General features: G+C 64.2%; 24 protein-coding genes and 2 pseudogenes. 18 read left to right on the top strand and 8 right to left on the bottom strand.

Annotation, left to right across the window (positions count from 1 at the left end; translation table 11 throughout):
- Window positions 1–32 precede the first annotated feature (32 nt).
- A pseudogene (locus LFT43_RS14760) lies at window positions 33–409 on the bottom strand (heavy metal-responsive transcriptional regulator).
- A 228-nt stretch (window positions 410–637) separates the two neighbouring features.
- Here LFT43_RS14760 and merA point away from each other — a divergent pair.
- From merA to LFT43_RS14720, 8 genes and pseudogenes are all read left to right on the top strand, one after another.
- Window positions 638–2,080: a mercury(II) reductase gene (gene merA, locus LFT43_RS14755; RefSeq protein ID WP_395797978.1), complete on the top strand. Its 1,443-nt coding sequence runs from the start codon at window positions 638–640 to the stop codon at window positions 2,078–2,080.
- A 47-nt stretch (window positions 2,081–2,127) separates the two neighbouring features.
- A pseudogene (locus LFT43_RS14750) lies at window positions 2,128–2,276 on the top strand (alkylmercury lyase); the annotation flags it as partial.
- A 45-nt stretch (window positions 2,277–2,321) separates the two neighbouring features.
- A complete protein-coding gene (gene merB, locus LFT43_RS14745) occupies window positions 2,322–2,768 on the top strand; it encodes an alkylmercury lyase MerB (RefSeq protein WP_395803112.1) in 447 nt (148 codons plus the stop codon).
- Window positions 2,769–3,458: 690 nt separating this feature from the next.
- Window positions 3,459–3,911, top strand: a complete 453-nt coding sequence (locus LFT43_RS14740; protein WP_395797976.1) for a hypothetical protein — start codon at window positions 3,459–3,461, stop codon at window positions 3,909–3,911.
- Window positions 3,908–4,696 (top strand): Crp/Fnr family transcriptional regulator, encoded by a 789-nt coding sequence (locus LFT43_RS14735; RefSeq protein ID WP_395797974.1) that lies wholly within the window; start codon window positions 3,908–3,910, stop codon window positions 4,694–4,696. Before LFT43_RS14740 ends, LFT43_RS14735 begins: the two co-directional genes overlap by 4 nt.
- Entirely contained in the window at window positions 4,693–4,992 is a 300-nt protein-coding gene (locus LFT43_RS14730) for a DUF427 domain-containing protein (protein WP_395797972.1), read from the top strand. The genes LFT43_RS14735 and LFT43_RS14730 overlap by 4 nt, the downstream gene beginning before the upstream one ends.
- 81 nt (window positions 4,993–5,073) lie before the next feature.
- Complete coding sequence (locus tag LFT43_RS14725) at window positions 5,074–5,622, top strand: carboxymuconolactone decarboxylase family protein (RefSeq protein WP_395797970.1); 549 nt, start codon at window positions 5,074–5,076, stop codon at window positions 5,620–5,622.
- Between the two features lie 114 nt (window positions 5,623–5,736).
- Window positions 5,737–6,639 carry an IS630 family transposase gene (locus LFT43_RS14720; RefSeq protein ID WP_395797968.1) on the top strand — a complete coding sequence of 301 codons (903 nt, stop codon included), beginning with the start codon at window positions 5,737–5,739 and terminating at the stop codon, window positions 6,637–6,639.
- A gap of 828 nt (window positions 6,640–7,467) precedes the next feature.
- Here the strand turns inward: LFT43_RS14720 and LFT43_RS14715 are convergent.
- A complete protein-coding gene (locus LFT43_RS14715) occupies window positions 7,468–7,683 on the bottom strand; it encodes a hypothetical protein (RefSeq protein ID WP_395797966.1) in 216 nt (71 codons plus the stop codon).
- Window positions 7,684–7,914: 231 nt separating this feature from the next.
- On the opposite strand from LFT43_RS14715, the gene ehuB reads away from it, so the two are divergent.
- Genes ehuB through ehuA form a run of 4 tightly spaced genes read left to right on the top strand, consistent with a single transcriptional unit; the run spans window position 7,915 to window position 10,987 of the window.
- Window positions 7,915–8,808 carry an ectoine/hydroxyectoine ABC transporter substrate-binding protein EhuB gene (gene ehuB, locus LFT43_RS14710; protein WP_395797964.1) on the top strand — a complete coding sequence of 298 codons (894 nt, stop codon included), beginning with the start codon at window positions 7,915–7,917 and terminating at the stop codon, window positions 8,806–8,808.
- Between the two features lie 28 nt (window positions 8,809–8,836).
- On the top strand, window positions 8,837–9,535 hold the full coding sequence (gene ehuC / locus LFT43_RS14705; RefSeq protein WP_395797962.1) for an ectoine/hydroxyectoine ABC transporter permease subunit EhuC: 699 nt from the start codon (window positions 8,837–8,839) through the stop codon (window positions 9,533–9,535).
- Window positions 9,532–10,188 carry an ectoine/hydroxyectoine ABC transporter permease subunit EhuD gene (gene ehuD / locus LFT43_RS14700; RefSeq protein ID WP_395797960.1) on the top strand — a complete coding sequence of 219 codons (657 nt, stop codon included), beginning with the start codon at window positions 9,532–9,534 and terminating at the stop codon, window positions 10,186–10,188. The genes ehuC and ehuD overlap by 4 nt, the downstream gene beginning before the upstream one ends.
- Window positions 10,172–10,987 (top strand): ectoine/hydroxyectoine ABC transporter ATP-binding protein EhuA, encoded by an 816-nt coding sequence (gene ehuA / locus LFT43_RS14695; protein WP_395797958.1) that lies wholly within the window; start codon window positions 10,172–10,174, stop codon window positions 10,985–10,987. Before ehuD ends, ehuA begins: the two co-directional genes overlap by 17 nt.
- Before the next feature lie 7 nt (window positions 10,988–10,994).
- On the opposite strand, the gene LFT43_RS14690 is transcribed toward ehuA, so the two are convergent.
- The gene (locus LFT43_RS14690; protein WP_395797956.1) at window positions 10,995–11,453 is read right to left on the bottom strand and encodes a RidA family protein; all 459 of its coding nucleotides are present in this window, start codon (window positions 11,451–11,453) and stop codon (window positions 10,995–10,997) included.
- A 98-nt stretch (window positions 11,454–11,551) separates the two neighbouring features.
- On the opposite strand from LFT43_RS14690, the gene LFT43_RS14685 reads away from it, so the two are divergent.
- Window positions 11,552–12,286, top strand: a complete 735-nt coding sequence (locus tag LFT43_RS14685) for an Asp/Glu/hydantoin racemase (RefSeq protein WP_395797954.1) — start codon at window positions 11,552–11,554, stop codon at window positions 12,284–12,286.
- Between the two features lie 109 nt (window positions 12,287–12,395).
- On the opposite strand, the gene LFT43_RS14680 is transcribed toward LFT43_RS14685, so the two are convergent.
- The gene (locus LFT43_RS14680; protein WP_395797952.1) at window positions 12,396–13,136 is read right to left on the bottom strand and encodes a maleate cis-trans isomerase; all 741 of its coding nucleotides are present in this window, start codon (window positions 13,134–13,136) and stop codon (window positions 12,396–12,398) included.
- A gap of 173 nt (window positions 13,137–13,309) precedes the next feature.
- Here LFT43_RS14680 and LFT43_RS14675 point away from each other — a divergent pair, with 173 nt between their 5' ends.
- From LFT43_RS14675 to LFT43_RS14665, 3 genes are all read left to right on the top strand, one after another.
- Window positions 13,310–14,740 (top strand): amidase, encoded by a 1,431-nt coding sequence (locus LFT43_RS14675; RefSeq protein ID WP_395797950.1) that lies wholly within the window; start codon window positions 13,310–13,312, stop codon window positions 14,738–14,740.
- A gap of 9 nt (window positions 14,741–14,749) precedes the next feature.
- On the top strand, window positions 14,750–15,262 hold the full coding sequence (locus LFT43_RS14670; protein WP_395797948.1) for a DUF3830 family protein: 513 nt from the start codon (window positions 14,750–14,752) through the stop codon (window positions 15,260–15,262).
- A 178-nt stretch (window positions 15,263–15,440) separates the two neighbouring features.
- Window positions 15,441–16,118, top strand: coding sequence for a GntR family transcriptional regulator (locus tag LFT43_RS14665; protein ID WP_395797946.1), 678 nt, complete (start codon window positions 15,441–15,443; stop codon window positions 16,116–16,118).
- 72 nt (window positions 16,119–16,190) lie between these two features.
- Here LFT43_RS14665 and LFT43_RS14660 read toward each other — a convergent pair whose 3' ends face one another.
- The 4 genes from LFT43_RS14660 to LFT43_RS14645 form a co-directional block, all read right to left on the bottom strand.
- Window positions 16,191–17,384, bottom strand: coding sequence for a M20 family metallopeptidase (locus tag LFT43_RS14660; RefSeq protein WP_395797944.1), 1,194 nt, complete (start codon window positions 17,382–17,384; stop codon window positions 16,191–16,193).
- Window positions 17,381–18,634: a PLP-dependent aminotransferase family protein gene (locus LFT43_RS14655; protein ID WP_395797942.1), complete on the bottom strand. Its 1,254-nt coding sequence runs from the start codon at window positions 18,632–18,634 to the stop codon at window positions 17,381–17,383. Before LFT43_RS14655 ends, LFT43_RS14660 begins: the two co-directional genes overlap by 4 nt.
- Window positions 18,635–18,637: 3 nt before the next feature.
- A complete protein-coding gene (locus LFT43_RS14650; RefSeq protein WP_395797940.1) occupies window positions 18,638–19,819 on the bottom strand; it encodes a M24 family metallopeptidase in 1,182 nt (393 codons plus the stop codon).
- A gap of 91 nt (window positions 19,820–19,910) precedes the next feature.
- A complete protein-coding gene (locus LFT43_RS14645) occupies window positions 19,911–20,930 on the bottom strand; it encodes a D-2-hydroxyacid dehydrogenase (protein WP_395797938.1) in 1,020 nt (339 codons plus the stop codon).
- Between the two features lie 66 nt (window positions 20,931–20,996).
- Here LFT43_RS14645 and LFT43_RS14640 point away from each other — a divergent pair, with 66 nt between their 5' ends.
- Window positions 20,997–22,274, top strand: coding sequence for an aspartate aminotransferase family protein (locus LFT43_RS14640; RefSeq protein ID WP_395797936.1), 1,278 nt, complete (start codon window positions 20,997–20,999; stop codon window positions 22,272–22,274).
- Window positions 22,275–22,281: 7 nt separating this feature from the next.
- Complete coding sequence (locus LFT43_RS14635; RefSeq protein WP_395797934.1) at window positions 22,282–25,293, top strand: FAD-binding and (Fe-S)-binding domain-containing protein; 3,012 nt, start codon at window positions 22,282–22,284, stop codon at window positions 25,291–25,293.
- The last annotated feature ends 6 nt before the right edge of the window (window positions 25,294–25,299 follow it).

Raw genomic sequence — 25,299 nt, 5'->3', positions numbered from 1 at the left:
TTCCGGACTTGAACGACTGGACGACTCCACGGTTAGCCGCAGATGCGCTCGGGATCGCAGGATCCGGGGTTCCCTGCGGCCGCGGCGCGGTGGAGGTCGGTGACGGTTGCATGCAGTGCCGTGAGTTCTGCGATCTGGGCGTCCAGGTCGGTCAGCTGTTTGGCCAGCAGGTCCCGGACGTGTATGCAGGGCCGAGGTCGCGGACGGTGAGGATGTCGCCGATTTGGGCGGGGGTCAGTCCCGCGGTGCGGCCGCGGCGGATGAATCCGAGTCGGCTGACTGTCTCCTGGGCGTAGCCGCGGTATACGTTCGGTGACCTGTCGGCCGCTGGCAGCAGGCCCCGGTGCTCGTAGAACCGCAGTGTCTTGGCCGTCAGGCCGGGTGTCGCGAAAGCTTCGCCGATACGCATCATGCACCTCATGTCCGCGGGAATGTACATCTTGACCTTCCGGTTTAGTGGAAGGTCGGGAGCTGATGCAGGCGACGGTAGGCCCTGTGCTGTGTGCGCAGCGGGCCTGACGGTCGGCCTCTTGACCTTCCCCTGTGCTGGAAGGTGAAGACTGGGGGCAGAACCATCGCGGGCAATGCTGCTAAGGGCACTGCGGGACCGCTCTGTGACAAGACTTTCGGATGAAAGATGCCTGACAGGACAACACCTGATTTCGATCTGGCCGTCATCGGCTCCGGCGGTGGCGCGTTCGCGGCCGCGATCCGGGCCACCAATCTGGGCAAGCGGGTGCTTATGATCGAGCGTTCCACGGTCGGCGGGACGTGCGTGAACACCGGCTGCGTGCCGTCCAAGGCACTGCTGGCCGCCGCCGAGGCACGCCACATCGCCGGGGACTCGGGCCGTTTTCCAGGGATCTCCACGTCCGCCGCCCCGGTGGACATGCCCGGGCTCATCGACGGCAAGCGTTCCTTGGTGGAAACGATGCGCTCGGATAAATACGTGGACCTCATCGCCGAATACGGCTGGGAAGTGCACCAGGGCAATGCCGTCTTCACCGGCACCCAGGACGATCCGGTACTGGAAATAACCGGCGCGAACGGGGTCAGTGAATCGATCCGGGCGGCGCACTATCTGGTGGCCACCGGTTCCACCCCGTGGGCACCCCCGGTCCAGGGACTGGCGGACGTGCACTATCTGACCTCGACCACGGCGATGGAACTGGAGGAGGTGCCCGAGTCCCTGCTGGTCTTAGGCGGCGGCTACGTGGCCCTGGAACAGGCCCAGCTCTTCGCCCGCCTTGGGTCTAAAGTGACGATGCTGGTCCGCTCTCGGCTGGCGTCCGCAGAAGAGCCCGAGGCTTCCCGCACCCTGGCGGGTGTTTTCGCCGATGAGGGCATCCGTGTCGTCCGCCGGGCCATCATGTCCTCCGTGCACACCGATCCGGCCACCGGCGGGGTCGTCGCGACTGCGACGGTCTCCGGCGGAGAGCAGGAATTCCGGGCCGCCAGGCTGCTGGTCGCCACGGGGCGGCGGCCGGTGACCGGGGGCCTGAACCTGGCTGGGGTCGGCGTGAAGACCCGGGACGGCGGCGAAATTCTGGTCAACAACCGGCTGAACAGCTCCAACGAGCGGATCTGGGCGGCCGGGGACGTGACGGGCCACCGCGAATTCGTCTACGTCGCGGCCTCTCACGGAACGTTGGTAGTGGAGAATGCCTTCAACCAGGCCGGTCGCGAGGTCGACTACCGGCACCTGCCCCGGGTCACCTTCACCAGCCCGGCCCTCGCTGCGGTTGGCATGACGGACCGGCAATCCAACGAGGCCGGCATCCGGTGCGAGTGCCGGGTCCTGCCCCTGGAGTATGTGCCCCGGGCCCTGGTGAACCGCGACGTCCGCGGTTTCATCAAGATCGTCGCGGACGCGGACACCGGACGGATCGTGGGGATAACGGCAGTTGCGAAGGACGCCGGGGACCTGGCCGCGGCCGGGGTCTACATCCTGGAAGCCGGGATGACCGTGGACCAGGTAGCCAACCTCTGGAGCCCCTACCTGACCATGGCCGAAGGAATCAAGATCGCCGCCCAGTCCTACAAAACGGACGTCTCCAAACTATCCTGCTGCGCCTCCTGACCACTGTCCCCAACCCGGAAAGAACACCCGCCGTGACCAGTGACTTCATGCAGCTTACCGACCGCCTGGCGTCCTCGGCCACCGGCATGGAAGCCGCGCTCTGGCTGCCCCTGCTGCACTTGCTCTCACAGGGCGATCCCGTGGACATCTCGGACCTGGCCGCCGCCACCGGCCGTACTGTGCCGAGGTCCGCTCCGCGCTTGCCGCTGTCCCCGACACCGAGTACGACGGAGACGGACGCATCATCGGTCAAGGCCTGACCCTGCGCCCCACCCCGCACCGCTTCGAAGTCGACGGAGCACAGCTATACACCTGGTGCGCCCTGGACACCCTGATCTTCCCGGCCCTGCTCGGCACCACCGCACGGATCGACTCAAGCTGCCACACCACCGCAGTCCCGGTACGGCTGAGCGTCAGTGCGTCCGGTGTGAGCGGTGTGCAGCCGGCCACGGCCGTGGTCTCCCTCGTCAATCCGGAGGACATGAGTTCGATACGTTCGGCGTTCTGCAATCTGGTCCATTTCTTCGCCTCGCCCGAAGCGGCCCAGCCGTGGCTCACCGCCCACCCGGGCGGTTCCGTCCTTCCCGTCGCGGTCGCCTGCCGCCTCGGCACGGCCATGGCCGAATCCCTGCTCGATGAAACCCTGCCCGCACAACCCGCCAAGGGAGCATACGGTTGCACCTGCTAAGGGCTCTCTTGTGCAACCGCGCCCTGACAGCACTTGCCCTCAGGCGCCACGGCCAGGGAGCGGACGTGGCTTACGGACTGCGCCTCGGGGGCCTCGTGGAGGGCCCGTCCGACGCCGGGGGTTACACCTCAACCCGGCGGCCGGCCTCCACGTCGGCCTGGGCCCGCCGGATCCGCCCGTAGTCACGCACGGTCGAATACGAGAGTTCCTCCGCTGCCTGTTCCTCGAAAATCCGGGCGAGGATCCTGCGGGCAGTATGGCGCTGCTTATGCGGCGCAGTCCGAATAAGTCGGGTACGGGTGGGTCGTTCCGGCAATGTCGGACGTAGTCATACCTTGGACCTCCAGGACCCGGTGGGATGGGCCAGATGGCTCACTCCGCTGGCGCGGCTGGCGTGCTCGTTGGGGGGATCGGACATTACCGCCGCCCCCTGGCATGCCGTGGAGGAAGGGTGCCTCGATGTCGCGCGCGCGTCAGCCCGAGGCGGACACCTGCAGATCCGAGCAGGGAAGACGACGCACGACCGATAACGGGAGGCCGCCGCCACGCCCAAATCCTGGCTCAACAGGGACACAATCAACCACCGCCACTATTTGTTCTTGCTGTGTAGTGCAGATCACTGAACTCCACCCCGGCACGGCCATACCTTGAAGACGTCAGCAAAGAACTCTTCGATGGAAGGTCGCAGTCATGGCTTCTGCATCAGCTCTGCCACGTCCCACGTCCGGCACGGGCATCGGCCGGCGTGTTCTCGCCGGGGCCGCCGGGGGTGTTGCCGGGGGTATTGTGTTCGGGATTCTCCTTGCGGTCATGGGAATGCTGCCCGTGATCGCGTCCATGGTCGGCTCCGGCTCGGCCGTGGTCGGGTTCGGGGTCCATCTGATGATTTCAGTGATGATCGGGCTGGGCCTGACGCTGCTGTTCGGCAACCGCTTACTGACCTCGTATCGCCGCGGCGCCCTCGTTGGACTCGGTTACGGGGCCATCTGGTGGGTACTAGGCCCGCTGATGATCATGCCGGTCATGATGGGCATGCCCCTCTTCGCCCCTGACCTCACCGCGCTGATGAGCCTGATGGGCCACCTGATCTATGGCGTTACTCTGGGACTGGTGGCGGTCCGCGTCCTGACGAGCCAGGCATGACCGATACGTGCCGGGTCGGCGTGACGGCCACTGTTTCCGGAGACCTGCGCCCGTGGGCCCCGCGGCAACGAGAGGCCGACCCGCTCATGACAGAACCCTCTGACCCGTTCAGCTGTTTGAATGAAGTTGATCTGTTCGCTGACCTGAGCGCGCAGGAGATCGAGGCCATGGACCTCATGGCCCCGTCCCGGCCGTTCCGCCGCGGTGAACTGTTGTTCAGCCAGAGCCAGCCCGTGAAGGCCCTGTTCATCCTCAAGTCAGGCCGGGTGCGTATTTTCCGGGTTGCCGAGGACGGCAAGGCACTGACGATGGCCATCCTGGAACCGGGCGCGGTTTTCGGGGAAATGATGCTCGTGGGTCAGCGCATGTATGACAACTACGCCGAGGCCATCGAAGACTCGGCGATCTGCCAGCTCAGCGTGGATGAGGTCGAACGGTTCCTTCTCTCGGATCCCCGCATCGCGATCCGCATTTCCCGGCTCCTGGGCGAACAGGTCGCCCGCCTCGAAGAGCGCCTGACCGACCTGGCGCTGCGGCCGCTGGCCGCCCAGGTGGCGTCCACCCTGCTCAAACTCGGTGACGCCGCGGGGCCGCCGCGCTTCGGTCAGGCCCGGACGATTCACCTGACCCACGAACAGCTCGCCGGTCTCCTGGGCGCTTCACGGGAGGCCACCAGCAAGATAATGGGCGAGCTCACGGCCAGGAAAGCGATCCGCCAGGGCCGCGGGCGCATCGTGATCCAGGACCGCGACGTCCTGCAAAAAACCGCCCGGAGTACCTCATGATGACCGCCACGTTCCATGGCCAGGTGATCGCCCGCTCGGAGCAGACGGTCTATCTGGAAGGCAACCACTACTTCCCGGCCGAGTCGCTGGCGCCGGACACGCTGGAAGACAGCTGGGTCCGGACCCTGTGCTTCTGGAAGGGTGTTGCCCGCTACCACCACGTCCGCGCCGGGGACCACCGGGCACCGAACGCCGCCTGGTCCTACCCGCGGCCCACACCCCTGGCCCGGATGATCAAAGGCCACGTGGCCTTCGCTCCCGGCGGGGGCGTCATCGTCGCCGACGACCATCCCTGACCGCGCCCCCGTACGTCGGTTGGTTTTTCCCCGTACGCCTTTTTGTCCTGTCAATCAATCCAGAGATAAGTGAGTCCCCGCATGCCACGCATTCCCGCCCATACCGTTGCCACAGCGCCTGAAGCCTCCCAACCGATCGCCCGGAAACTGGAGCAAAAGATGGGCAAACTGCTCAACATCCACGCAGGCATGGCCCACTCACCTGCCGTGATCGCCTCCTACGAGGGGATCTCCGCCGCCATCGCCGCCCACGGCAGCTTCGACGCCCGCACCCGCGAAGCGATCGCACTGGCCGTCGGAAACCAGAACGGCTGCGACTACTGCCAAGCAGCACACACCCTCTCGGCACGCCGGGCGGGGCTGGACGATGAGCAGATCCTCGCGGTCCGCGCCGGTGAAGTCGATTTCGACGCCAAACTCGAAGCGATCACCGCCGTCGCACGTGAAGCCGCGGCCCAGACAGGGAACGTCTCCGACGCGACGTGGCAGGCTGCCCTGGATTCCGGCTGGAGTGCCGAAGAACTGTCCGAGGCGTTCGCCCACATCGCGGCCAACCTCTTCACCAACTACTTCAACCACTACGCCGGAACCGAACTGGACCTTCCCGCAGTCCCGGAACTGACCGCCTAAGACCCGCGGAAGGTGGAAGGGGGCACCCACTCCCTTCCACCGGCCCGTTCCCGGCGCCCTAACATCCGACCCGCCGTGGAGGTGGGCGCCCGGTGCGGAGTCGAACCTCACACCGTGGCGAAGTGGCGGCGGCGCTTCCTGGAGCGCCGGCTGGACGGTCTCGTCGATGATCCCAGGCCCGGCCGACCTGCCGGTATCACCAGTGATCAGGTCGAGGATGTCGTGGTTGCGACACTGGAATCGACGCCGAAGAATGCCACGCACTGGTCCCGGGCGAAGATGGCCGAGCGCTCGGGGCTCTCAAAGTCAACGATCGGGCGGATCTGGAAGTCTTTCGAACTCAAGCCCCACCGCGCCGACGGGTTCAAGCTCTCCAACGACCCCTTCTTCGTGGAGAAGGTCTACGACGTCGTGGGCCTCTACCAGAACCCGCCTGAATCCGCTGTGGTGCTCTCCGTGGACGAGAAGTCACAGCTCCAGGCGCCGGCCCGGTCCCAGCCGGCCTTCCCGATGATGCCCGGCATGCCGGAGAAACGCACCCACGACTACGTCCGGCACGGAACCACAACCCTGTTCGCGGCACTGAACACCGCGGACGGGTCCGTGATCTCCAGCCTGCACCGCAAGCACCGGGCCATCGAGTTCAGGAAGTTCCTGACCAAGATCGACGCTAAGGGCCCGGAGGGCCTTGACGTGCACCTGATCTGCGACAACTACCAGACCCACAAGACACCCGTCGTGAAGACATGGCTGCAGAACCACCCACGGTTCCACATGCATTTCACACCGACTTACTCATCGTGGCTGAACCAGGTCGAGAGGTTCTTCGGTTTCGTCACCGAGGACCTGCTGCGCCGCAGCGACCACCGCAGCGTCCAAGCGCTCGAGTCCGACATCCGCAAATGGGTCAGCGAATGGAACACCAACCCCACACCCTTCACCTGGACCAAGACAGCAGAACAGATCCTCGAATCCATCGGCCGACTTCTGAACCGAATTTCAGGCGCAGGACACTAGGTTTTCGCTTCTTTATGGCTTGGCGAGGACGGGGCTCGGTCCTTCTGCATGGAATCGCTTGGTCAGGCTAAGGCATTGGTACCCCGGAATGATTGGATGTCTCGCCCGGCCCTTGTCCCCAGCGTTGATGCTTCTGTTGCTTGGTAGAGCTTGGTCCCGTCGGTACCCCCGTCCGGCGGGACACTTCTTTGGTCCTCAACGGCAGGGAGTTCCGGAAGGACAACTGGGGGGCCAAAGACCTCTGTCGCCGACGATCCACGAGATTCAGGTGCGCCGTTCCTGGCCCGTGGCCTGTCTCCTACTTGGCTATGTGGCGCGTTTCGGTTGTCCTGCAAGGTTCCAGTGGGTAATGGTGTGGCCTTTGGGGCAGAACGGCCGGCCGATGCGCCTGGCCTCCACGGTGGTGCCTGCAACTATTTCGACGTACCACGTCTCTACCAGCCGTGTCCGGCACTTCGGGCATTTGTGCGCCGACTTCCGTTGCTCCATTGAAACAAGCCCAAGCGCGCACCAGTTCCTGAGCGAGGTATTGCCCTCCCAAGACTTGACGCCGACATCCAAAGGCTCCTCAGGCCCGTCGCCGGACCACCGCCAGCCAGCCTGCGACCCCGATAGCATCAGGGATATAGCCCCGCGATGTCATGGTTCGGAATCCGCAGACAACAACCATGCCCGCTCGCTGCTTCATCGTGTTTCGCAGCCGACGGGCATCGGCCTTCGCTAGCACACCACGTGCCTGTTCGAGCGCCCGCCAGACACCTATCTTGCCTGAGAACTGATCACTTCAGGTCGTTGCGAATGCTCCGCACCCCGACAAGGACGACCTCTTCACAGCCTCTCGAGCCGCCCAGTGAAAGGCTTCCACCAAATAGGTGCTCCGCCGCTAGCGGGCATGATGCTGCCTTGCGTAATGAAGTAGACGCCGCCGTCGTTGTTGGCGGGCACCCACCATCCGTTGGCGGGACAGTGTTCCCCGGTCCTCTGCCAGTGCGCCTGCTCATCTTCCAGCGCTGTTGAGGGTTGAAACTGGCTGCGCTTCTTCACGCTTCCTCCTTGTGAGGGCTCGGTTTGTTGTCGTTGTCCCGCAGCTGGTGTGTGGCGAAGCGGAGCAATGGCGCCTATCGTCGTCGGATCCCAGCGTGCAAGCTTGACGAGAATATTTTACATTCGGATTGTTGACAATCATACAGATCCCTTTTAGGTTTTATGTAACACAGATCACAGAACCCTTCCGGGTCCTGCTTACGCCGGTGAGTCCGGGCGAACGGAGTGCATATGACAAGCAACATTTCTCGGCGGAACGTTTTTCGCGGTGCGGGAGTGGCGGTTTTTGGCGCCGCTGTTGCGGGGTTGGCCACGGGTTGTTCCAGCGTGGCTGTTGGCGGGCCGGCATCAGGTACCGCCGCCAACCTTCTGGAAACGGCCAAGTCGCAGGGCTTCTTGCGGGTAGGTATCGCCAACGAGCCGCCGTACACGCAGGTCAGCGCTGACGGAAAGGTCACGGGGTGCGAGCCGGACGTGCTTCGCGCCGTTTGCCAGCGCCTGGGCATTGGTGACGTCCAGGGCATCGTCACCCCGTATGAGTCCATGATTCCCGGGCTCAATGCCAACCGGTGGGACGTCATTGCGGCCGGACTCTTCATGAAGCAGTCCCGTTGCAGCCAAGTCCGCTACTCGGAGCCGGTCATTGTCTCCACGGAGTCCTTCGCGACGCCCAAGGGTAACCCGAAGGGCATCACGTCGGTAGCTGGCATTCTGGCGGACAAGTCGTTGCGAATCGCTGTGCTGCCGGGCGGATTCGAGGAGGGTGTGCTCAAAGCTGCGAACGTTCCCGCTTCCCAGCAGGTCAAGGTCAATGACGGGCGAAGCGGCCTGGAGGCACTCAAGGCGAATCGTGCGGACGCTTTCATGCTTCCCACGCTGTCGCTCAAGGCCCTCGCCAAGGACGACCCCAGCTTCGATATCACGGCCCCCGTCAAGGATGCGCCGCGCACCGGTTCAGGTGCGGCCTTCCGGCAGGCGGACGCAAGCTTCCACGAGGCTTACAACAAGGAACTCACCGCGTTCAAAAAGACCCCTGAGTTTGCCGGGATCCTCACCAAATGGGGATTCGATCCTTCAGTGGTGGAAGGCGTTACCGCGCAGGAGCTATGCCAGACCGCCGGCTGACCCGCCTCGCGCAGAAGGGGAATAGCCTATGTCCGCAATAATCGAGTACGCGCCGTTGCTCTGGCAGGGACTCTGGACCACTGTCCTGGTCGCGGTGCTCAGCGGTGCTTTGTGCCTCGTAGTCGCGTTCGCGGCTGGCCTGGCCAAGCTCTCAAGGCACCGTCTGCTGAGTTGGCCGGCTGGAATGTTCATTGAAGTGTTTCGCGGCACTTCTCTTCTGGTCCAGATGTTTTGGCTGTTCTTTGCTCTTCCTTTCTTCGGGATCCAGCTTCATCCGCTGACGGCTGCGGTGCTTGCTCTCGGATTGAACGAAGGAGCCTATGCGGCGGAAGTTGTCCGTGGCGCCATCGCCAGCCGGGCCAAGGGCCAGACCGAAGCATGTATCGCGCTCGGGATGGAACCCGCACTTCGGTTGCGTAGGATCATCATTCCGCAGTCCATTCCGGCCATGCTGCCTCCGTTCGGCAACGTGATGGTGGACCTGCTGAAGAATACGTCCCTGGTGTCGCTGGTGACGGTGGCGGACTTGACCTTCAGGGCCCAGATGATCCGCAGTACCACTGGCCAGACGACGGCGATTTTCACCACGATCCTGGTGATCTACTTCGTTCTTTCCTACCTGCTGACTCTGTTGACCGCTTGGCTTGAGCGCCATTTTGCGCTAGACCGGAAGGCTATCTCGGCCCAGCGCAAGGAACACCGACTCGTAAAGGTGGGTGCAGCATGATCTGGGACAACCAGTTCGCCATTTCTGTTTTTCCCGCGCTCCTGCAAGGACTGTGGGTCACTGTTGAGATCACGCTGCTAGGGACTTTGCTAGCCGCGGTGCTCGGGTTGTTCTTCGCGGTTCTCAGGAGGCTGGCCGTACCGGTCCTATCGCCGGTGGTTTCCTTCCTCGTGGTGTTTGTGCGTGGAACCCCGCTCCTGGTCCAGGCCTACTGTGCCTTCTTTGTGCTTCCGGACTACGGAATCAGCTTTGACGCCTTCACAACCGGAGTGGTGGTGATCGGCATCAACTACAGCGCGTACATGGCCGAGGTTTACCGCAGCGGGATCCAGGGTGTGCCTGTGGGCCAATGGGAAGCGGCAACCGCCCTTAGCCTCCCCGGGGCCCGAACATGGGGCAGGATCATCCTCCCGCAAGCCGTGCGCACCGTGGTGCCCATGCTCGGGAACTACCTCATCCAGATGTTCAAGGACTCTGCAGTCCTCTCAGCCATCACCGTGGTGGAACTGATGGCCACGGCGCAGTCGATCGGAAGCTCGAGCTTCCGGTACCTGGAACCCCTCACCATGGCCGCCATCCTCTTCCTGGCCATCAGCTACCCGGCCTCCAGGCTCGTCAACAGATTGGAGAGGCGCTATGCGCCCCAGCACTGAACCCCAAACCCTGTCCGCGGACGTTGCCCTTGCTCCGGACCCCATCATCAGGTTCCGGAACGTCAGCAAGAACTGGGGTTCCAACCAGGTCCTGAAGTCACTCAACTTCGAGGTCGCGCCGGGCGAGAAGGTGTCCATCATCGGACCTTCCGGGTCCGGCAAGACCACCATCCTGCGCATACTCATGACCCTTGAGACGCCCAGTGAAGGCCTGGTAAGAGTCGACGGCGATACTCTCTGGGACGTGACGGCCGGGCAGAAAATCCGGGAAACGCGGCAACTGCGGGAGACTCGGCGAAAAATCGGCATGGTATTCCAGCAGTTCAACCTTTTCCCCCACATGACGGCGATGGAAAACATCATCGAGGCGCCGATCCACGTACTTGGCATGGACAAGGCCGAGGCACGGGAGCGTGCTGCGGAGCTTCTGAATACGGTGGGACTGGGCAAGCACATGAACCACACGCCGCCGCAGATGTCCGGCGGTCAGCAGCAGCGCGTAGCCATTGCCAGGGCGCTGGCTATGCGGCCGAAGGTGCTGCTTTTCGATGAGCCCACTTCGGCCCTTGATCCGGAGCTGATCGGTGAAGTGTTGAACGTGATCCGGAACCTGGCTCACACCACGGACATGACCATGCTGATGGTGACGCACGAGATGCGTTTCGCCGAGGAGATTTCCGATCGAGTGGTCATGTTCGATAACGGCGCTGCCGTGGAGAGCGGGCCTCCCGCCCAGATATTCAAAGACCCGCAGCAGGAGCGGACCAGAACCTTCCTCCGGGCCGTCCTGCAGCATTGAGCCCCGCTTAGACCTCCACGATCATCGAAATTTCAACGGGCGCCTGCCCGGGCAGTTCGGCCACACCCACGGCTGCCCGGGCATGGCGCCCTCTGTCGCCGAAGGCGCGTTCCAGGACCAGCGAGGCGCCGTTGATCACAGCAGGCTGGTCACCGAATCCTTCCGCGGAGGCTACGTAGCCTGTCAGGCTGACCACGGAGATGATCCTGTCCAGTGAACCCAGGTGCTGGCGCAGCGCGGACAAGCAGTTCAACACTGCCGTGGCACTTGCCTCTTGACCCTGTTCAATGCTGAGATCGCGTCCGAGCTTTCCACTGATGGAGAGGACGCCGTCGCGGGTGGGAGTCTGGCCTGAAGTGAAGACCAGGTTTCCCACCTGCCGGACGGGCACGTAGTTGGCCACGGGAACGGGCGCTGACGGCAATTCGCGTTCGATGGCGTCGATCGCGCTTTCGTGGATGTTCATGGGGCTCCTTGGGGGATCCGGCGACACCAACCGGGGTCATCACGGACACTAGGCAAACAAGGCAATATTGTCAACAATCTACTATTGAAGGGTATATTATGGACAGCACTACAGGTGAAGTCGCCGGTCCGATCGCTCAGGAGGGTATCGGCGTCGTGTGCCCCTTTGACATGGCACTGGACCGGGAGCTGTGGAGGTGGATGCCCCAGGACGTGTCCTTGTTCTTCACGCGGACTCCGTTCGTGGATGAACCCGTCAGTGTGGAAATGGCAGAGGACGTAAGTGATGACAATGATGTCCATCTGGCGGCAAAGAGCCTGAGCGCCGTTAATCCGCGTGTTGTGGCCTACGCCTGCACCTCGGGAAGTTTCGTCAACGGAGTTGCCGGTGCCCGCCACATCTCCAAGGTGATGGAGGCTGCGAGTGGTGCGCCGGGGATCAGCACCTCGGAAGCCCTGCTGGAGGCGCTGGACCACCTTGGTGCCTCGCGCGTCGTCGCCGTCACCCCCTACGTCGAGGAGCTGACCCTTCGTCTGGGCGATTTCCTGGAGGAGGCCGGACACTCCGTGGTTTCCCAGGCCGGGCTGGGGCTGGAAGGGGGAATCTGGGAAGTTCCATACCGGACCACCTGCGAGCTCATTCGGGCGGCCGATGTGCCGGACGCTGACGTCATTTTCATCAGCTGCACGAACCTGCCGACTTATGACATCATTGCGCCCCTGGAACGCGAACTCGGCAAACCCGTACTGTCGGCCAACCAGGTCACGGCGTGGGCTTCCCTGCGCCGTTTGGGCAAGTCGGCCGTAGGTCCGGGCCAGCGCCTGCTTTCTTAGTGCCTCGCACCAAGAAAGGCGTCCCGACGGCGGTAGCAACTTTGCTTCCTGCCCGTCGGGACGCCTTCCTGATTGTGTCGGGGGTTGCCTGCGCTTTGCCGGTTGTAGCTTAGGCCTCCACCCGGATCCCGGCCGCGTGCTTGAAGAGGTGGCCCAGCTCGTCGCAGGTGCGCAGTGCGCCGGCAAGGCGCAGGCCCTGCCAGACTGTCACCTGGTTTGCTGTCAGTACGGGCTTGCCGAGGGCCGCCTCGAGCTCGTTGATCCACCGGGCGCTGTGCAGCGCGGTGTCCGGGATGAGGATGGCCTGAGCCTGCGGGCTGTCGTTGCTCCGAGCCAGCGCAAGCACGCCCTCGCGGTCCAATTCGCCGGCCAGGGCGGCGGTAGGGATGTCGTGGCTGACGAGCTGGGTGACCTCAATTCCGCCGCGGTTCAGCAGGTCTACAAAGTGCCGGGAAACATCCCCGGGATAGGTGGCGGCCACGGCGACCCTTTCCAGGCCCAGGGCGTGCACGGCGTCCACGAAGGCAAGCGACGTGGATGAGACGGGCACGCCCAGGGCCTCCTGGACCTCGGCGGCTTGCCGTTTGGCGCCGTCCCAACCAAACACAAAGCTGCCGGACGTGCAGGCCCACATGACGGCGTCGGGCTGGCTTGAACGGAGGGCTTCAGCGCCTTCCAGCAGCCGTTCGCTTTTGCCGAGGTCCAGCAATGCCTGCACTTCGTGCGCGTCCACCCCCACGGACGTGTGGACCAAGGGGAGACTTACCCCTTCGCCCAGGAGGTCCGCCATGAAGGGGTAGTCGTCTTCGGCTCCAAAGCCCGGGTAAAGCATGCCAATGGTGACACCCATCATTCTCCCTCTCGACATTCGGGAGCCAATCTCCGCGAATTGTCCACAATCATACAAAGAGTAAACGATAAAAGATAGGTTAGTAGGATTGTTGACAATTGTGATCGGGGCCACATAGCCTGATCGCAGTGTTTATCGGCAGACGAGTCAGGACAGACAAAGGAGCTTCGGTTTTGATTGATGCACTGCAATGGGCCACAGCTACGGAGCTTCTCGCCGCCTATCGATCCAGGGAAGTTTCCCCGGTCGAGGCCACGCAGGCGGCCTTGGATGCAATTGAGGCCCACGATGATGACCTTAACGCCTTCTGCCTCGTCGAACCCGAGTCGGCACTCGAATCCGCCCGCGCATCCGAGGCGCGCTGGCTGCGCAACGAACCCCGCGGCCTGGCCGACGGGGTCCCCACCTCCATCAAGGACCTGATGCTCACCAAAGGGTGGCCGACGCTGCGTGGATCGCTGCTCACGTCGGCTGAGGGGGATTGGAGCGAGGATGCTCCGGCCGTCGCAAGGCTCCGCGAGAACGGGGCGGTGCTGTTCGGCAAGGTCACCAGCCCGGAATTCGGCTGGAAGGGCGTCACCGACAGCCCGCGCTCCGGGGTCACCAGGAACCCCTGGGATCTTTCCCGTACCTCGGGTGGATCCAGCGGGGGCAGTGCCGCCGCTGTTGCCCAAGGCATGGGCCCCTGGTCTGTAGGGACCGACGGCGGTGGTTCCATCCGCATACCCGCCGGCTTTACCGGCGTCGTTGGCTTCAAGCCCACCTACGGGACGGTTCCGCTATACCCGGTCAGCCCATTCGGGACGCTCGCGCATGCCGGCCCGATCACGCGCACCGTCGAGGACGCGGCGTTGATGATGGACATCATTTCGCAGCCGGACGCCCGCGACTGGTCCGCCGGCCCCGCGCCGACGACGTCTTTCTCGCACGGGTTGGCGGACGGGCTTCGCGGCCGGAGGGTCGCCTTCAGCCCGAACCTTGGCTACGGCAGCAATGATCCCGACGTCGAAGCGGCAGTGCGCGACGCCGTGCAGGTCCTCGCCGAGCTCGGCGCGGAGGTGGAGGAAATCGATCTTGGGTGGTCGGACCCGGTGGACGCCTATCATGTCCTGTGGTTCAGCGGCGCGGCCAAGGTGGTGGAAGGCTACGGAAGGGGCGCCTGTGACCGCATCGATCCACTGCTCGCGGCAGCATTGGAGCGGCATTCAGGCTTCACTGCCGGCGATTTCCTGGATGCCACTGCGGTGCGGATGAAGCTTGGCAGGGAAATGGGGCTGCTCCACGAGCGCTATGAGCTCTTGGTCACGCCCACGCTGCCCATTCCGGCCTTCGAGGCGGGCAGTGATGTGCCCGCGGGGTCATCGTCGGAGGATTGGACCTCCTGGACGCCCTATACCTACCCCTTCAACCTGACACAGCAGCCTGCCATCAGTATTCCCTGCGGGTTTACCGCGGAAGGCCTGCCCGTCGGGTTGCAGCTTGTGGGCCCACGGCACCAGGATGCACGAGTGCTCTCCGCGGCTGCGGCCTACCAGGGCGCCGGCCGGTGGCACGAACGCAGGCCGCTCGGCAAAGCACAGTTGTCCACCACAACAAGGAAGTAAGGCAAGAACATGGCCAGATACATCAACATCACCCTCGAGAAGCGCGGGGTTACCTGCAAGGCCCTCCTCCACGACGACGTCGCACCCCGCACCAGCAAGGCCGTCTGGGATGCCCTGCCGCTGAGCAGCCAAGTCTTCCATGGAAAGTATGCCCGGAACGAGATCTATAACCTCGTTCCGGCCTTCGCCCCGGCTGAACCCGGGGCGGAGAACACCACGGTGACTCCGATCCCGGGTGACGTTTGCTATTTCACCTTCACATCGAATGACCTGAAGACGCCTTCCCATGGTTACGAGGCGGATTCCGGGACGGACACCGTCCAGACAATTGTGGACCTGGCAGTGTTCTACGGACGCAACAACCTCTTGCTCAACGGCGATACCGGCTGGGTTCCCGGAAACGTGTTTGCGACGATTGTCGAAGGCCTTGACGAAATGGCGGCAGCTTGCCAGGACATTTGGATGGGAGGCGCCCGCGACGAGACACTGACGTACTCGCGCGCGGTCGATACTGAGGCCTGAATCCGGGTGCCGGGCTGTCCACGGGACAGCCCGGCGTTGGTTTAAGTGTTAAGAAAACAATGGCTGTTAATGTAGGATTGTAGACAGTTTTAGTCTGCTTCTGCGAAGGAGACATAGGAAGGGTCCAGTTGAGCGGCCGCGGGCCGCGAGGGACTCCAGGCGGAAGAGTGGTCAAGCGATGCAGAGATTCGAGCCGGTGGTGCGGGAGTCCACGCCATCCATCATTGCCGACAAATTGCGGGCCGCGATCGGGCTGGGCCGGATTCCCCCCGGAGCGCAGTTGGGCGAGGCTGAGCTGGCAAAAGAACTCGGCGTGAGTCGCGGTCCTCTTCGCGAGGCCATGCAGCGCCTGACCCAGGAGGGCTTGCTCATCAGCATCCGCAACCGGGGCTTGTTCGTCATCACCATGACCGAAGCGGAAGTCCGCGACATGTACGTGGCGCGGACCGCCGTCGAACGCGCTGCCTCCGAGGTAATCCTCCAGAAGGACGGAAAACTGATAGCTGCCCGGCTGTTGGAAATCGTGAAAGCCATGGACAAGGCCGCCAAAAAAGGCGACATGGATGCGATGTCCGAGGCTGACATGGAGTACCACGCAAGCTTGGTGGCCGCCGCCGGGAGTCCCCGGCTCACCCGGATGCACAACACCCTGCTCACCGAAACACGCATGTGCCTTACTGCGCTGGAAAAGAGGTATCCGGATCCCCACGCCCGCGTTGAGGAACACCGCGCAATCGCAGAAGCCTTGGGGGAGGGCCGCGAAGAACTCGTCGGCAAGCTCCTGATACGCCATATGGAGGATGCCTTGGAACGGCTTACGGCCGGCGATACGGACGCCGCAGAAGAAAAAGCGTAGGCGCAAGTTAGCGACGAACGGCTGGCCGCACGTAGTGTGCGGCCAGCCGTTTGCAGTTGTTCAGGCGGGTGTTCAGCTCCAGGTGTGGCGTAGGCACATCAGCGCATAGGCGCGGGCCGCGGCAACCAGCTCAGCGATGCTGACCGACTCGTTCACCTGGTGGGCTTGGTCGTTCAGTCCGCCTGGGCCCATCACGATGGCGGGCACACCGAGGTCACGGACGATGAAACCGCCGTCGCATGCGGCAGTCCAGCCGTTGATGGCGCTTTCCACGCCCACGTCCGCCAGCGAGCTGACCGAGTTCAGGACCAGGGGATGTGTCCCTGGAGTCAGGAATCCAGGCATTTCCATGGTTACCTCCGCTTCCACGGAGACGCCGTCGGAATCAATTCCGGCCTCACTGATCCGGGCCCGGAGCTTGTCCAGGATCAACTGCGCGTCCTCGTCGGGCATGAGTCGGCGGTCCAGGGAAACCGTGCACTCTGCCGCCACCATGGACGTGCCTGTGCCTCCCTGGATGAGTCCGGCATTCCAGCTTCCCGCGCCGAGCAGGGGGGCTTGGTCTGCCTGGAGCCGGGCGTGGTCCTCACGGACCAGGTCGAGGATTTTCGCAGCCGCGTCAATTGCATTCCGTCCATCCGCGGGCCTGCCGGAATGGGCTGATTTGCCGGTGATCTTCAGTTCGATGTAGCTGTCTCCCCGGCATCCGATCACTGTTTCGAGGTCGGTTGGCTCAGCCACGACGCACGCCGAGTAGGAAAAAGACGGGTCCGCCTGAGCCGCGGCGGTAAAGGCCCGGATGCCGATACCAAGGTCCTCCTCGTCCACCGTGCAGACCAGGGCGGCGTTTCCCGGCAGATCCGCGCCGGCGTCCTTAAGCGCCTTCAAGGCAATGACGACGGCGGCCAGGCCGCCTTTCATGTCCGTAGACCCCCTGCCGAAGAGACGGGCGTTCCTGACATAGGGTTCAAACGGAGGTTGCTCCCAGCCGGTTCCAGCGGGAACAACGTCCGAGTGGCCCAGGAAGAGGACTCCGGGCTGCCCGCCGCCGGGGAGGACGGCTGTGAAGTTCGGGCGTCCGGGGGCCACTGTGTCTTCCGACACCGCAAGGCCCGCTGCCAGGCAAAAGTCCCGGAGAACCTTCACCGTGGCCTCCTCGGTGCCGCCCGGATTCTCCCCGGCGGCGGCCACGAGGGCGGTGGTCAGCGAAACGATTTCGGACTCGCTGACCAGGTCCAGCACCCGTTGTTCTAGAGCGGCGTTCAATGGTTCTCCCCGTCTTTCAGGGCAGCAAGCTCCCTGTCTATTGCCCGGCGAAGGCGAATGATGCCCTCTTCCGCGCGTTCCGGAGTGGTGGAGGCGAAGCAGAGCCGCAGGGCGTCGTCGAACTTTCCGCTCGCGGAGAGGGCCGGCCCGGGAATGAACGCGACCCCTTCTGCCAGTGCCGTTTCGAAAAGCTTGCGCGTGGAGATGCGCGCGTCCTCGCCCTGCAGAGTGAGCCAGAGGAAGAAACCGCCTTGGGGGTCGGTGGTGGCTACCCTGCCGCCAAGGTGGCGGCGCAGGCTTTCCTGCATCGCATCTTTGCGGCGCTTGTACTCGGCGCGCAGGCCCGCGAGATGGTTGTCCAGGCCGCCGCGGCGGATGAACTCGGCAACGATGTGTTGGGCGGGAACGTTGGTGCAGGTGTCCATGGCCTGTTTGGCATTGATGACGAGCTGGCGCAGCGATGGATCCGTATCCACCCACCCTACGCGCAGCCCCGGTGCCAGGATTTTTGAGAAGGTGCGGACGGAGAACAGCAGCGGATCTCCCGGGCTCAGCGCCTGGAGGGAGGGCAGGTCCTCGCCCTGGAAGCGCAGCAGGCCGTAGGGGTCATCGTCGATGATGACGGAGTTCCATTCGTGTGCCAGTTCCAGGAGCTGGTGCCGGCGGGGTAGCGAGAGCGTGGTGCCGGAGGGGTTCTGAAAGTTCGGGATGGTGTAGATGGCCTTGGGTATTCGGCCCGCGGCGGCAACTAGTTCGGGCAGTGCCTCCACGATGAGGCCGTCCTCGTCGATGGGCGCCTCAAGCAACTCGGCTCCGTAGCTCAGGGCGGTAGCGCTGCCGTTGGTGTAGGTGGGGCTCTCCACTATGACCAGATCGCCGGGGTTCACGAAGATCTTGCATGCCAGGTCCAGGCCCTGCATGCCGCCGGCCGTGATGGTCACCCGTTCCTCGGCGGTGGGGTCCGGTGTCCCGGCAAGGTACTCAACGAGTGCCTTCAGGAGCACAGGCTCACCCTCTGTTGCGCCGTAGGTCATGGAGCTGTGGTCGATGACCTGGTCCGCGATGTCGCGGAACTCGGCGAGCGGGACAGCTTCGTCCGCGGGGGAGCCCATGGCGAAACGGACAATGTCATGCGTCTGCGAAGCCAGCAGGGACGTGCTGGAATCGATGACGGAGCCGACCAAGCCGGCCGCCCGGTCCGCCAACGGCAAAATAGCGCGGGAGCGGGTGGCGAAGTGGTCAACAGTCATGGCCTAGCCGCCTTTCTGGATGAGTTCGCGGGGAAAGCTGGTGAAGGTTTCCACGCCGTCGGCCGTGACGCGGATCGACTCGGAGAGTTCGTAGCCGTAGTTATCCATCCACATGCCTCCGATCACGTGGAAGGTCATGTTCTCCGCCAGGATGGATTCGTCCTCGGAGCGGATGGAGATGGTTCGCTCGCCCCAGTCGGGCGGGTAGCCGACGCCGATCGAGTAACCGATCCGGGACGGCTTTTCGAGGCCGTACTTGGCCAGGGTCACGTTCCAGGAGCGGGCAAGTTCGCGGACCGGAACACCCGGCTTCACTTCGGTCAACACGGCATTCAAGCCGTCTGCGACGGCGTCTTCCAGCTTGGCGAGTCGGTCGGACTTCTTGCCCAGGGTCAGGGTCCGGGCCAAGGGGACGTGGTAGCGCTGGTAGGCGCCGGCCAGCTCGATGACAACTGCTTGGTCGGCTTGGAAGCGGTCTTCGCTCCAGGTCAGGTGCGGAGTGTCCGCAGCCTCTCCGGTGGGGAGCATCGGAACGATCGCGGGGTAGTCGCCGCCCATCCCATCGGCCCCGGTGATTTGGGCGTGGCTGATTGCTGCGGCGGCATCGCATTGGCGGACACCGACGTCGATCGTTTCGACGGCCGCCTGCATGGCCGCCATGCAGACCTGCGCGGCGCCGCGCATCAGTTGGATCTCGGCCGGGGACTTGACCGAGCGCACCCAGTTGACCAGCTCGAAGCCGTCCACCAGGGTCCATTCGGGAATGGCGTTGACCAGGGAGCGGTATGCCTTGGGGGAGAAGAAATGCGAGTCCATTTCGAGGCCGACGCAGCCCTGGGCTGCCGGGGCGATGAGATAACGTTCCCGGAGCGCCGAGGCCACCCAGTCGAAGGGATGCACATGGGGGCGGTGCACGTATTGTTCCGGGTATCCCACGATGCTTTCTTGCGGCAGCCAGCTGGTACGGAAAGCCCCACCCGCATCCATCGCCCGGGTGAAGAGGATCATTGGCCCGTCCGCGGGGACGAAGACCAGTTGCGGAGTATAGAAAGACCAGGCGTTATAGCCGGTCAGGTAGTAAATATTGGCCGGGTCGGTGACCAGAAGCGCCGAGAGACCCTGCTTGGTCATCTGGGTGCGGACGCCTGCAAGGCGGGCGTCGTATTCCTCTTGGCTGAACAGCAAGAAATACCTCCAAGAAAATAGTAGATTGTTTACAATTTACCGCATGTGGTGGAGCTCACAAAACCGGCAGTCCGGCCCGCTCCCTTGCGGGTCAGTTGCCGCTGACGTAGCCGCGTTCCTTATCCACCAGATTGGCAAGTTTTTCACCCGCGGACCAGCGCTTCAGGTTGTCCAGGAACTGGTCTGCCAAGGCATCCCTCCAGCCGATCACATCGCCGCACATATGCGCGGACATGTGGACGTTGTCCATGGTCCAGAACGGGTGCGTTGAAGGGGGTGGCTCCTCGCTGAATACATCCAGCGAAGCGGCGGCGATCCGCCCCTCGCGCAGGGCCTGTACCAAGGCCGCTTCGTCCACAAGGGCTCCGCGGCCAACATTGATCAGGTGCGCCGAGTCCTTCATGGCTTCGAGGATGGAGCCGTCCACCATGTGGCGCGTCTGCTCCGTGAGCGGGGCTATCAGTACCATGTGGTCTGCCCAGGGGGCATGTGCGGCCAGATCGGCGCTCGGGTAAACGGTGCCGAAGTCCGGATCATCCTCGCGTGCCGTACGTCCGATTCCACGCACCTCCAGCCCGACGGCGCGCAGCAGCCGGGCCGTGGCCCTTCCGATCCCCCCGGTACCCACCACCAGGGCGCGCGAGCCTTCGGTTCGGGTCAGTTCGCGGTGTTGCCACGCTGATTGTTGCTGGAGCGATTTGCTCCGGTGCAATTGCTTGTCGTGGGCCAGGATGGACGCCAGCGCAAACTCTGCGATGGGCTTGTCGAAGGTGCCGTGGGCGTTGGTCACCACTACCTCGGAGGTGCGGAGCTCCTCAAACATCATCGCGTCGACTCCGGCGGCCGCAACATGCACCCACTGCAGGGAATCCGCGTTCGGCCAGGCGTCCTTCAGGGCTGAGGAGAAGAAATCCCAGAGGAACAGCACGTCCGCTCCGCGGGCTGTGTCCGGGAGGCCGGCAGCGTCCGTCAGGACGACGTCGGCGTGCGCCTCTATGGCTGCCAGGTTGTAAGGGCGGGGCTGGCCTTCGGCGACGAGGACCACGACGCGGGGCCGTGGTCCCTGCGGCGATCCACTCGGTAGCGGAGGGTTGATTCTTGTGTTACTCACGCCACAACCGTATCCCAATTGCAGGATTGTTGACAATAGACACATGTGATGTGCATCATGGTTTGCATGACTTCCCTCAGCCCCGCACTCAAGCAAGCAACCCCCGTTGTCGTGGACCATGCCCTTGGCAGCTGGATCCACGGGACCGATGGCAAGGACTATCTGGACTTCACCACTGGCATCGGCGTAACCAGCACCGGCCACTGCCACCCGAGAGTGGTAGCTGCGGCACGCGAGCAGGTGGGGAAGATCATCCACGCCCAGTACACCACGGTGATGCACAAGCCCTTGCTGGAACTGACGGAAAAGCTTGGCGAGGTACTTCCCGCCGGCCTTGATTCCGTCTTCTATGCAAACTCCGGTTCCGAAGCCGTCGAGGCCGCAGTCCGCCTTGCCCGTATGGCCACGGGCCGCCCCAACATCGTGGTGTTCCAAGGCGGTTTCCACGGCCGCACCGTTGCCGCAGCATCCTTGACCACCGCCGGCACCAAGTTCTCTGCTGGCTTCGCTCCGTTGATGGCTGGCGTCCACATGTCCGCTTTCCCGTATGCCTACCGGTACGGCTGGGACGAGGCGCTGGCCGTGGAGTTTGCCCTGCAGGAACTCGACTACCTGTTGCAGACCCGCACCGCCCCCAACGACACCGCAGCCTTCCTGATCGAACCCGCACTGGGCGACGGCGGATACCTGCCCACTCCGCCGGCCTTCATGGAGGGACTGCGCGAGCGTGCGGACAAGCACGGCATCCAGCTGATCTTCGACGAAGTCCAGGCCGGTGTCGGACGCATGGGCAAGTTCTGGGGTCACCAGTTCTCCACTGCGACGCCGGACATCCTCGTCACCGCAAAGGGCATCGCCTCAGGCTTCCCGATCTCTGCCATCGCCGCTTCCACGGAAACCATGTCCAAGGCCTGGCCCGGATCCCAGGGCGGAACGTACGGCGGCAACGCCGTCTCGGCAGCGGCCGGCGTCGCCACCTTGGAAGTGGTCCAGGAAGAAGGCCTCGTGGAAAACTCCCGTATCCGCGGCGAACAGCTACAGGCGGGGCTGAAAGAGATCCAGGAGCGTTTCCCCGTGATAGGTGATGTCCGCGGACGTGGCCTCATGCAGGGTATTGAATTCACTGACGAGGATGGCAACCCGGATTCAAAGACGGCTGCCGCCGTGCAGCAGGCCACCACGGAGGAAGGTTTGCTCACCCTGACCTGTGGACCTGCCGGCAACGTTGTCCGGTTGATCCCTGCCCTGGTGGTCACCGCCGAGGAAATCTCGACCGGGCTGCAGCGCTTCGAAGCTGCCGTCGGTGCCGTTGTTGGAGCCGTCGCAGCCACTGCCGGAGCCTGAACCGTCCATGAGTGAAGCCTTGTTGCCCGTCACCTCACGCCGCGTGCCGGAATCATCCGGCGCGCGGGACCCTGGGCGGCCACATGTGTTGGAGCGCCTGGCGGTAGCCGGAATCCCGGCCGACACGTCGCCGCGCCGGCTCGCGGAGTACTCCTATGACGCCTCCAACTACCGGGTTCCGCCGCTGGCCGTGGTCTTCCCGCGTTCCGTGGACGATGTTGTGGCCACCCTGGAGGCCTGCCGCGAAACCGGCACTGCGCTGATCAGCCGTGGCGGCGGGACGTCCATGGCGGGCAACGCGATAGGACCAGGCATTGTGCTGGACTTCTCGAGGCACATGAACCGGATCCATGCGATCGAACAGGCAGCAGGCACCGTGGCCGTGGACCCAGGGGTGGTGCTCGCTGTCCTCTCCCGGGAAGTGGAGCAGGCGACGGGCAACCGTTTTACCTTCGCGCCGGATCCGTCGTCCAAGAACCGCGCCACCATCGGCGGTTCGCTGGGCAACGACGCCTGCGGTAACCACTCCGTCCGTTACGGCCGCACCTCGGACCACGTGGTGGAGCTCGACGTCGTCACCTCCGACGGCGCCCAGCTCACCGCCACCGCTGGCGGGGTGCGCGCCACGAACCCCGGGGACAAATTCGCCGCTGATCGCGCAGCCGCACTGACCACGTCCCTGAAGGAGCTTGCCCACAACAACCTGGCCGAGTTCCGCGTGGAGCTGGGACGCATCCAGCGGCAGGTTTCGGGGTACCACCTGGACAATTTGCTCCCGGAGAAGGGCTTCAACGTGGCCCGGGCCCTGGTGGGTTCCGAGGGTACCTGTGCCGTGGTGACAGGGGTCCGCATGAAGGTGGTGCCCAAGCCCGGCAGCGCATTGCTGGTCTGCCTCGGCTACGCGGACGTCGTGGATGCCGCGCGTGACATCGAAACCATCCTGGAGTTTTCGCCGGCCGCCGTAGAGGGCATCGACGAGGCGATCGTGGATACCATGCGTTTCCGCCGGGGTGAGGGCGCTGTACTGGGCCTGCCCGAGGGGAAGGCGTGGCTGTATGTGGACCTCGACGGCGAAGACCCGGACGAGGTCCATGCCGAGGCCGGGCGTCTGCTCGCGCGACTTAAGCAAAACGGCCGCCTCGTGGATGGGCGGAAGGTTCCGGACGCCGTCGAACGCGCTTCACTGTGGCGCGTCCGCGAGGACGGCGCAGGGCTTTCCTCAAGGCTGTCCACCGGCGGTGAGTCGTGGCCCGGGTGGGAAGATTCCGCCGTCGCGCCCGAAAAGCTTGCCGACTACCTCGCCGAGTTCCGCACGCTTTTGGACGACTATGGACTCCGCGGCGTCATGTACGGGCACTTCGGTGCCGGCTGCATGCATGTCCGCATCACCTACGATCTGCGCACCGAGGAGGGCCGGGCAGTCTTCCGGAGGTTCTCCGCCGATGCCGCCCGTCTTGTGGTCAAGCACGGCGGATCGCTCTCGGGCGAGCACGGCGACGGCCGGGCGCGATCCCAACTGCTTCCGCTGATGTACTCGCAACGCATGCTTGAGGCCTTTGCTGCCTACCGCCGTCTGTGGGATCCCGCCGGCATCCTCAACCCGGGCTCGCTCACGGATCCGGATCCGCTGGACGCGAACCTGGCTTTGGACGGCGTACCGCAGCGTGAATGGCGGACCAGCTTTGACCTTCGGCCGCTACATTCCGGCGGCGGATCCTCCGTCGAAACGGATAACCCGCACGCCGCCGGAAACGGCATTGATCCCTGGGTCCACGCTGTGCAGGGGTGCATCGGCGTGGGCCGCTGCCGGACCGATTCCGGGGGAGTGATGTGCCCCAGCTTCAGGGCCACCCGGGACGAGAAGGACTCCACCCGCGGCCGTTCCCGCGTCCTGCAGGACATGGTCCGCGGCGCCCGCACGGTGGAAGAGGGCTGGAAGTCCGAGGAGGTCCGCGAGGCCCTGGACCTCTGCCTGTCCTGCAAGGCGTGCTCCAGCGACTGCCCCACGGGCGTGGACATGGCCAGCTACAAGTCCGAATTCTTCGATCACTACTACCGGGGACGGATCCGGCCCCTCTCGCACTTCTCCCTGGGCTGGCTGCCGCGGTGGCTGAAGATTACTGGCCACATAGCGCCGCTGGTCAATGCTGTCCTGGCCACGCCCTTGGGCACGCTGGCTGCCATGCTCGGCGGACTGACTGCCCAGCGCTCGCTGCCAAGGTTCGCGGGCGGCAAGGAATGGCGCAAAGAAGTCGCGGCAGCCGGCGTGGACATGGGTGGAGGGCATGGCCCCAAGACGTCCGAGGGCGTCGTCTTGTTCGTGGACACCTTCACCCGTGGTTTCCGTCCCGAGGTGGCCGGCGCCGCGGCCCGCGTCCTGGCGGGGGCGGGGGAGCGGACCGAATGCTCGGCGGATGCCTGTTGCGGGCTGACCTGGATCTCCACGGGCCAGCTGGACACCGCAAAGAAGTTGCTGGCTAACGCCGCGAAAGCCCTCGACGACGGCACCGACCGGCCCATCGTTGTGGTGGAGCCCAGCTGCGCCGCCGCGTTGCGCAAGGACATGCCTGAATTGGTGCACACCGAACAGGCCCGACGCGTGGCTGCCAGGGTACGCAGCTTTGCCCAGCACGTCGATGAGCTGGCGCGGGGCGGTTGGAAAGCCGCGCCGGCACAGCCGCTGCCCGAACAAGTGGTGCTTCAAACGCATTGCCACGAGTACTCCGTCTTTGGTCCCGGTACACAGAAGGCTGCGCTTGCCGCCGTCGGCGTGACCGACGTGGTGGATGCCTCTGGGTGCTGCGGCGTGGCCGGCAACTTCGGCTTCGAAAAAGAACATTACGGGGTGAGCATGCAAGTGGCTGAGCAGGCGCTGGCTCCTGCGTTGCGTGAAACGGCCGCGGACACCGTGGTGCTCACCGATGGTTTCTCCTGCGCCATGCAGGTCCGACAGCTCGATACGGAGCGTCCCGGGCAGCACATTGCCCAGCTCCTCGACCCGGGCTCAACTACAAGCTAGAAAAGG

Source organism: Arthrobacter sp. FW306-04-A (assembly GCF_044358315.1).
In the GTDB taxonomy this organism is placed as follows: domain Bacteria; phylum Actinomycetota; class Actinomycetes; order Actinomycetales; family Micrococcaceae; genus Arthrobacter.
The sequence above is the reverse complement of the archived record's forward strand: the minus strand, read 5'-3'. Positions and strand labels throughout refer to the sequence as shown.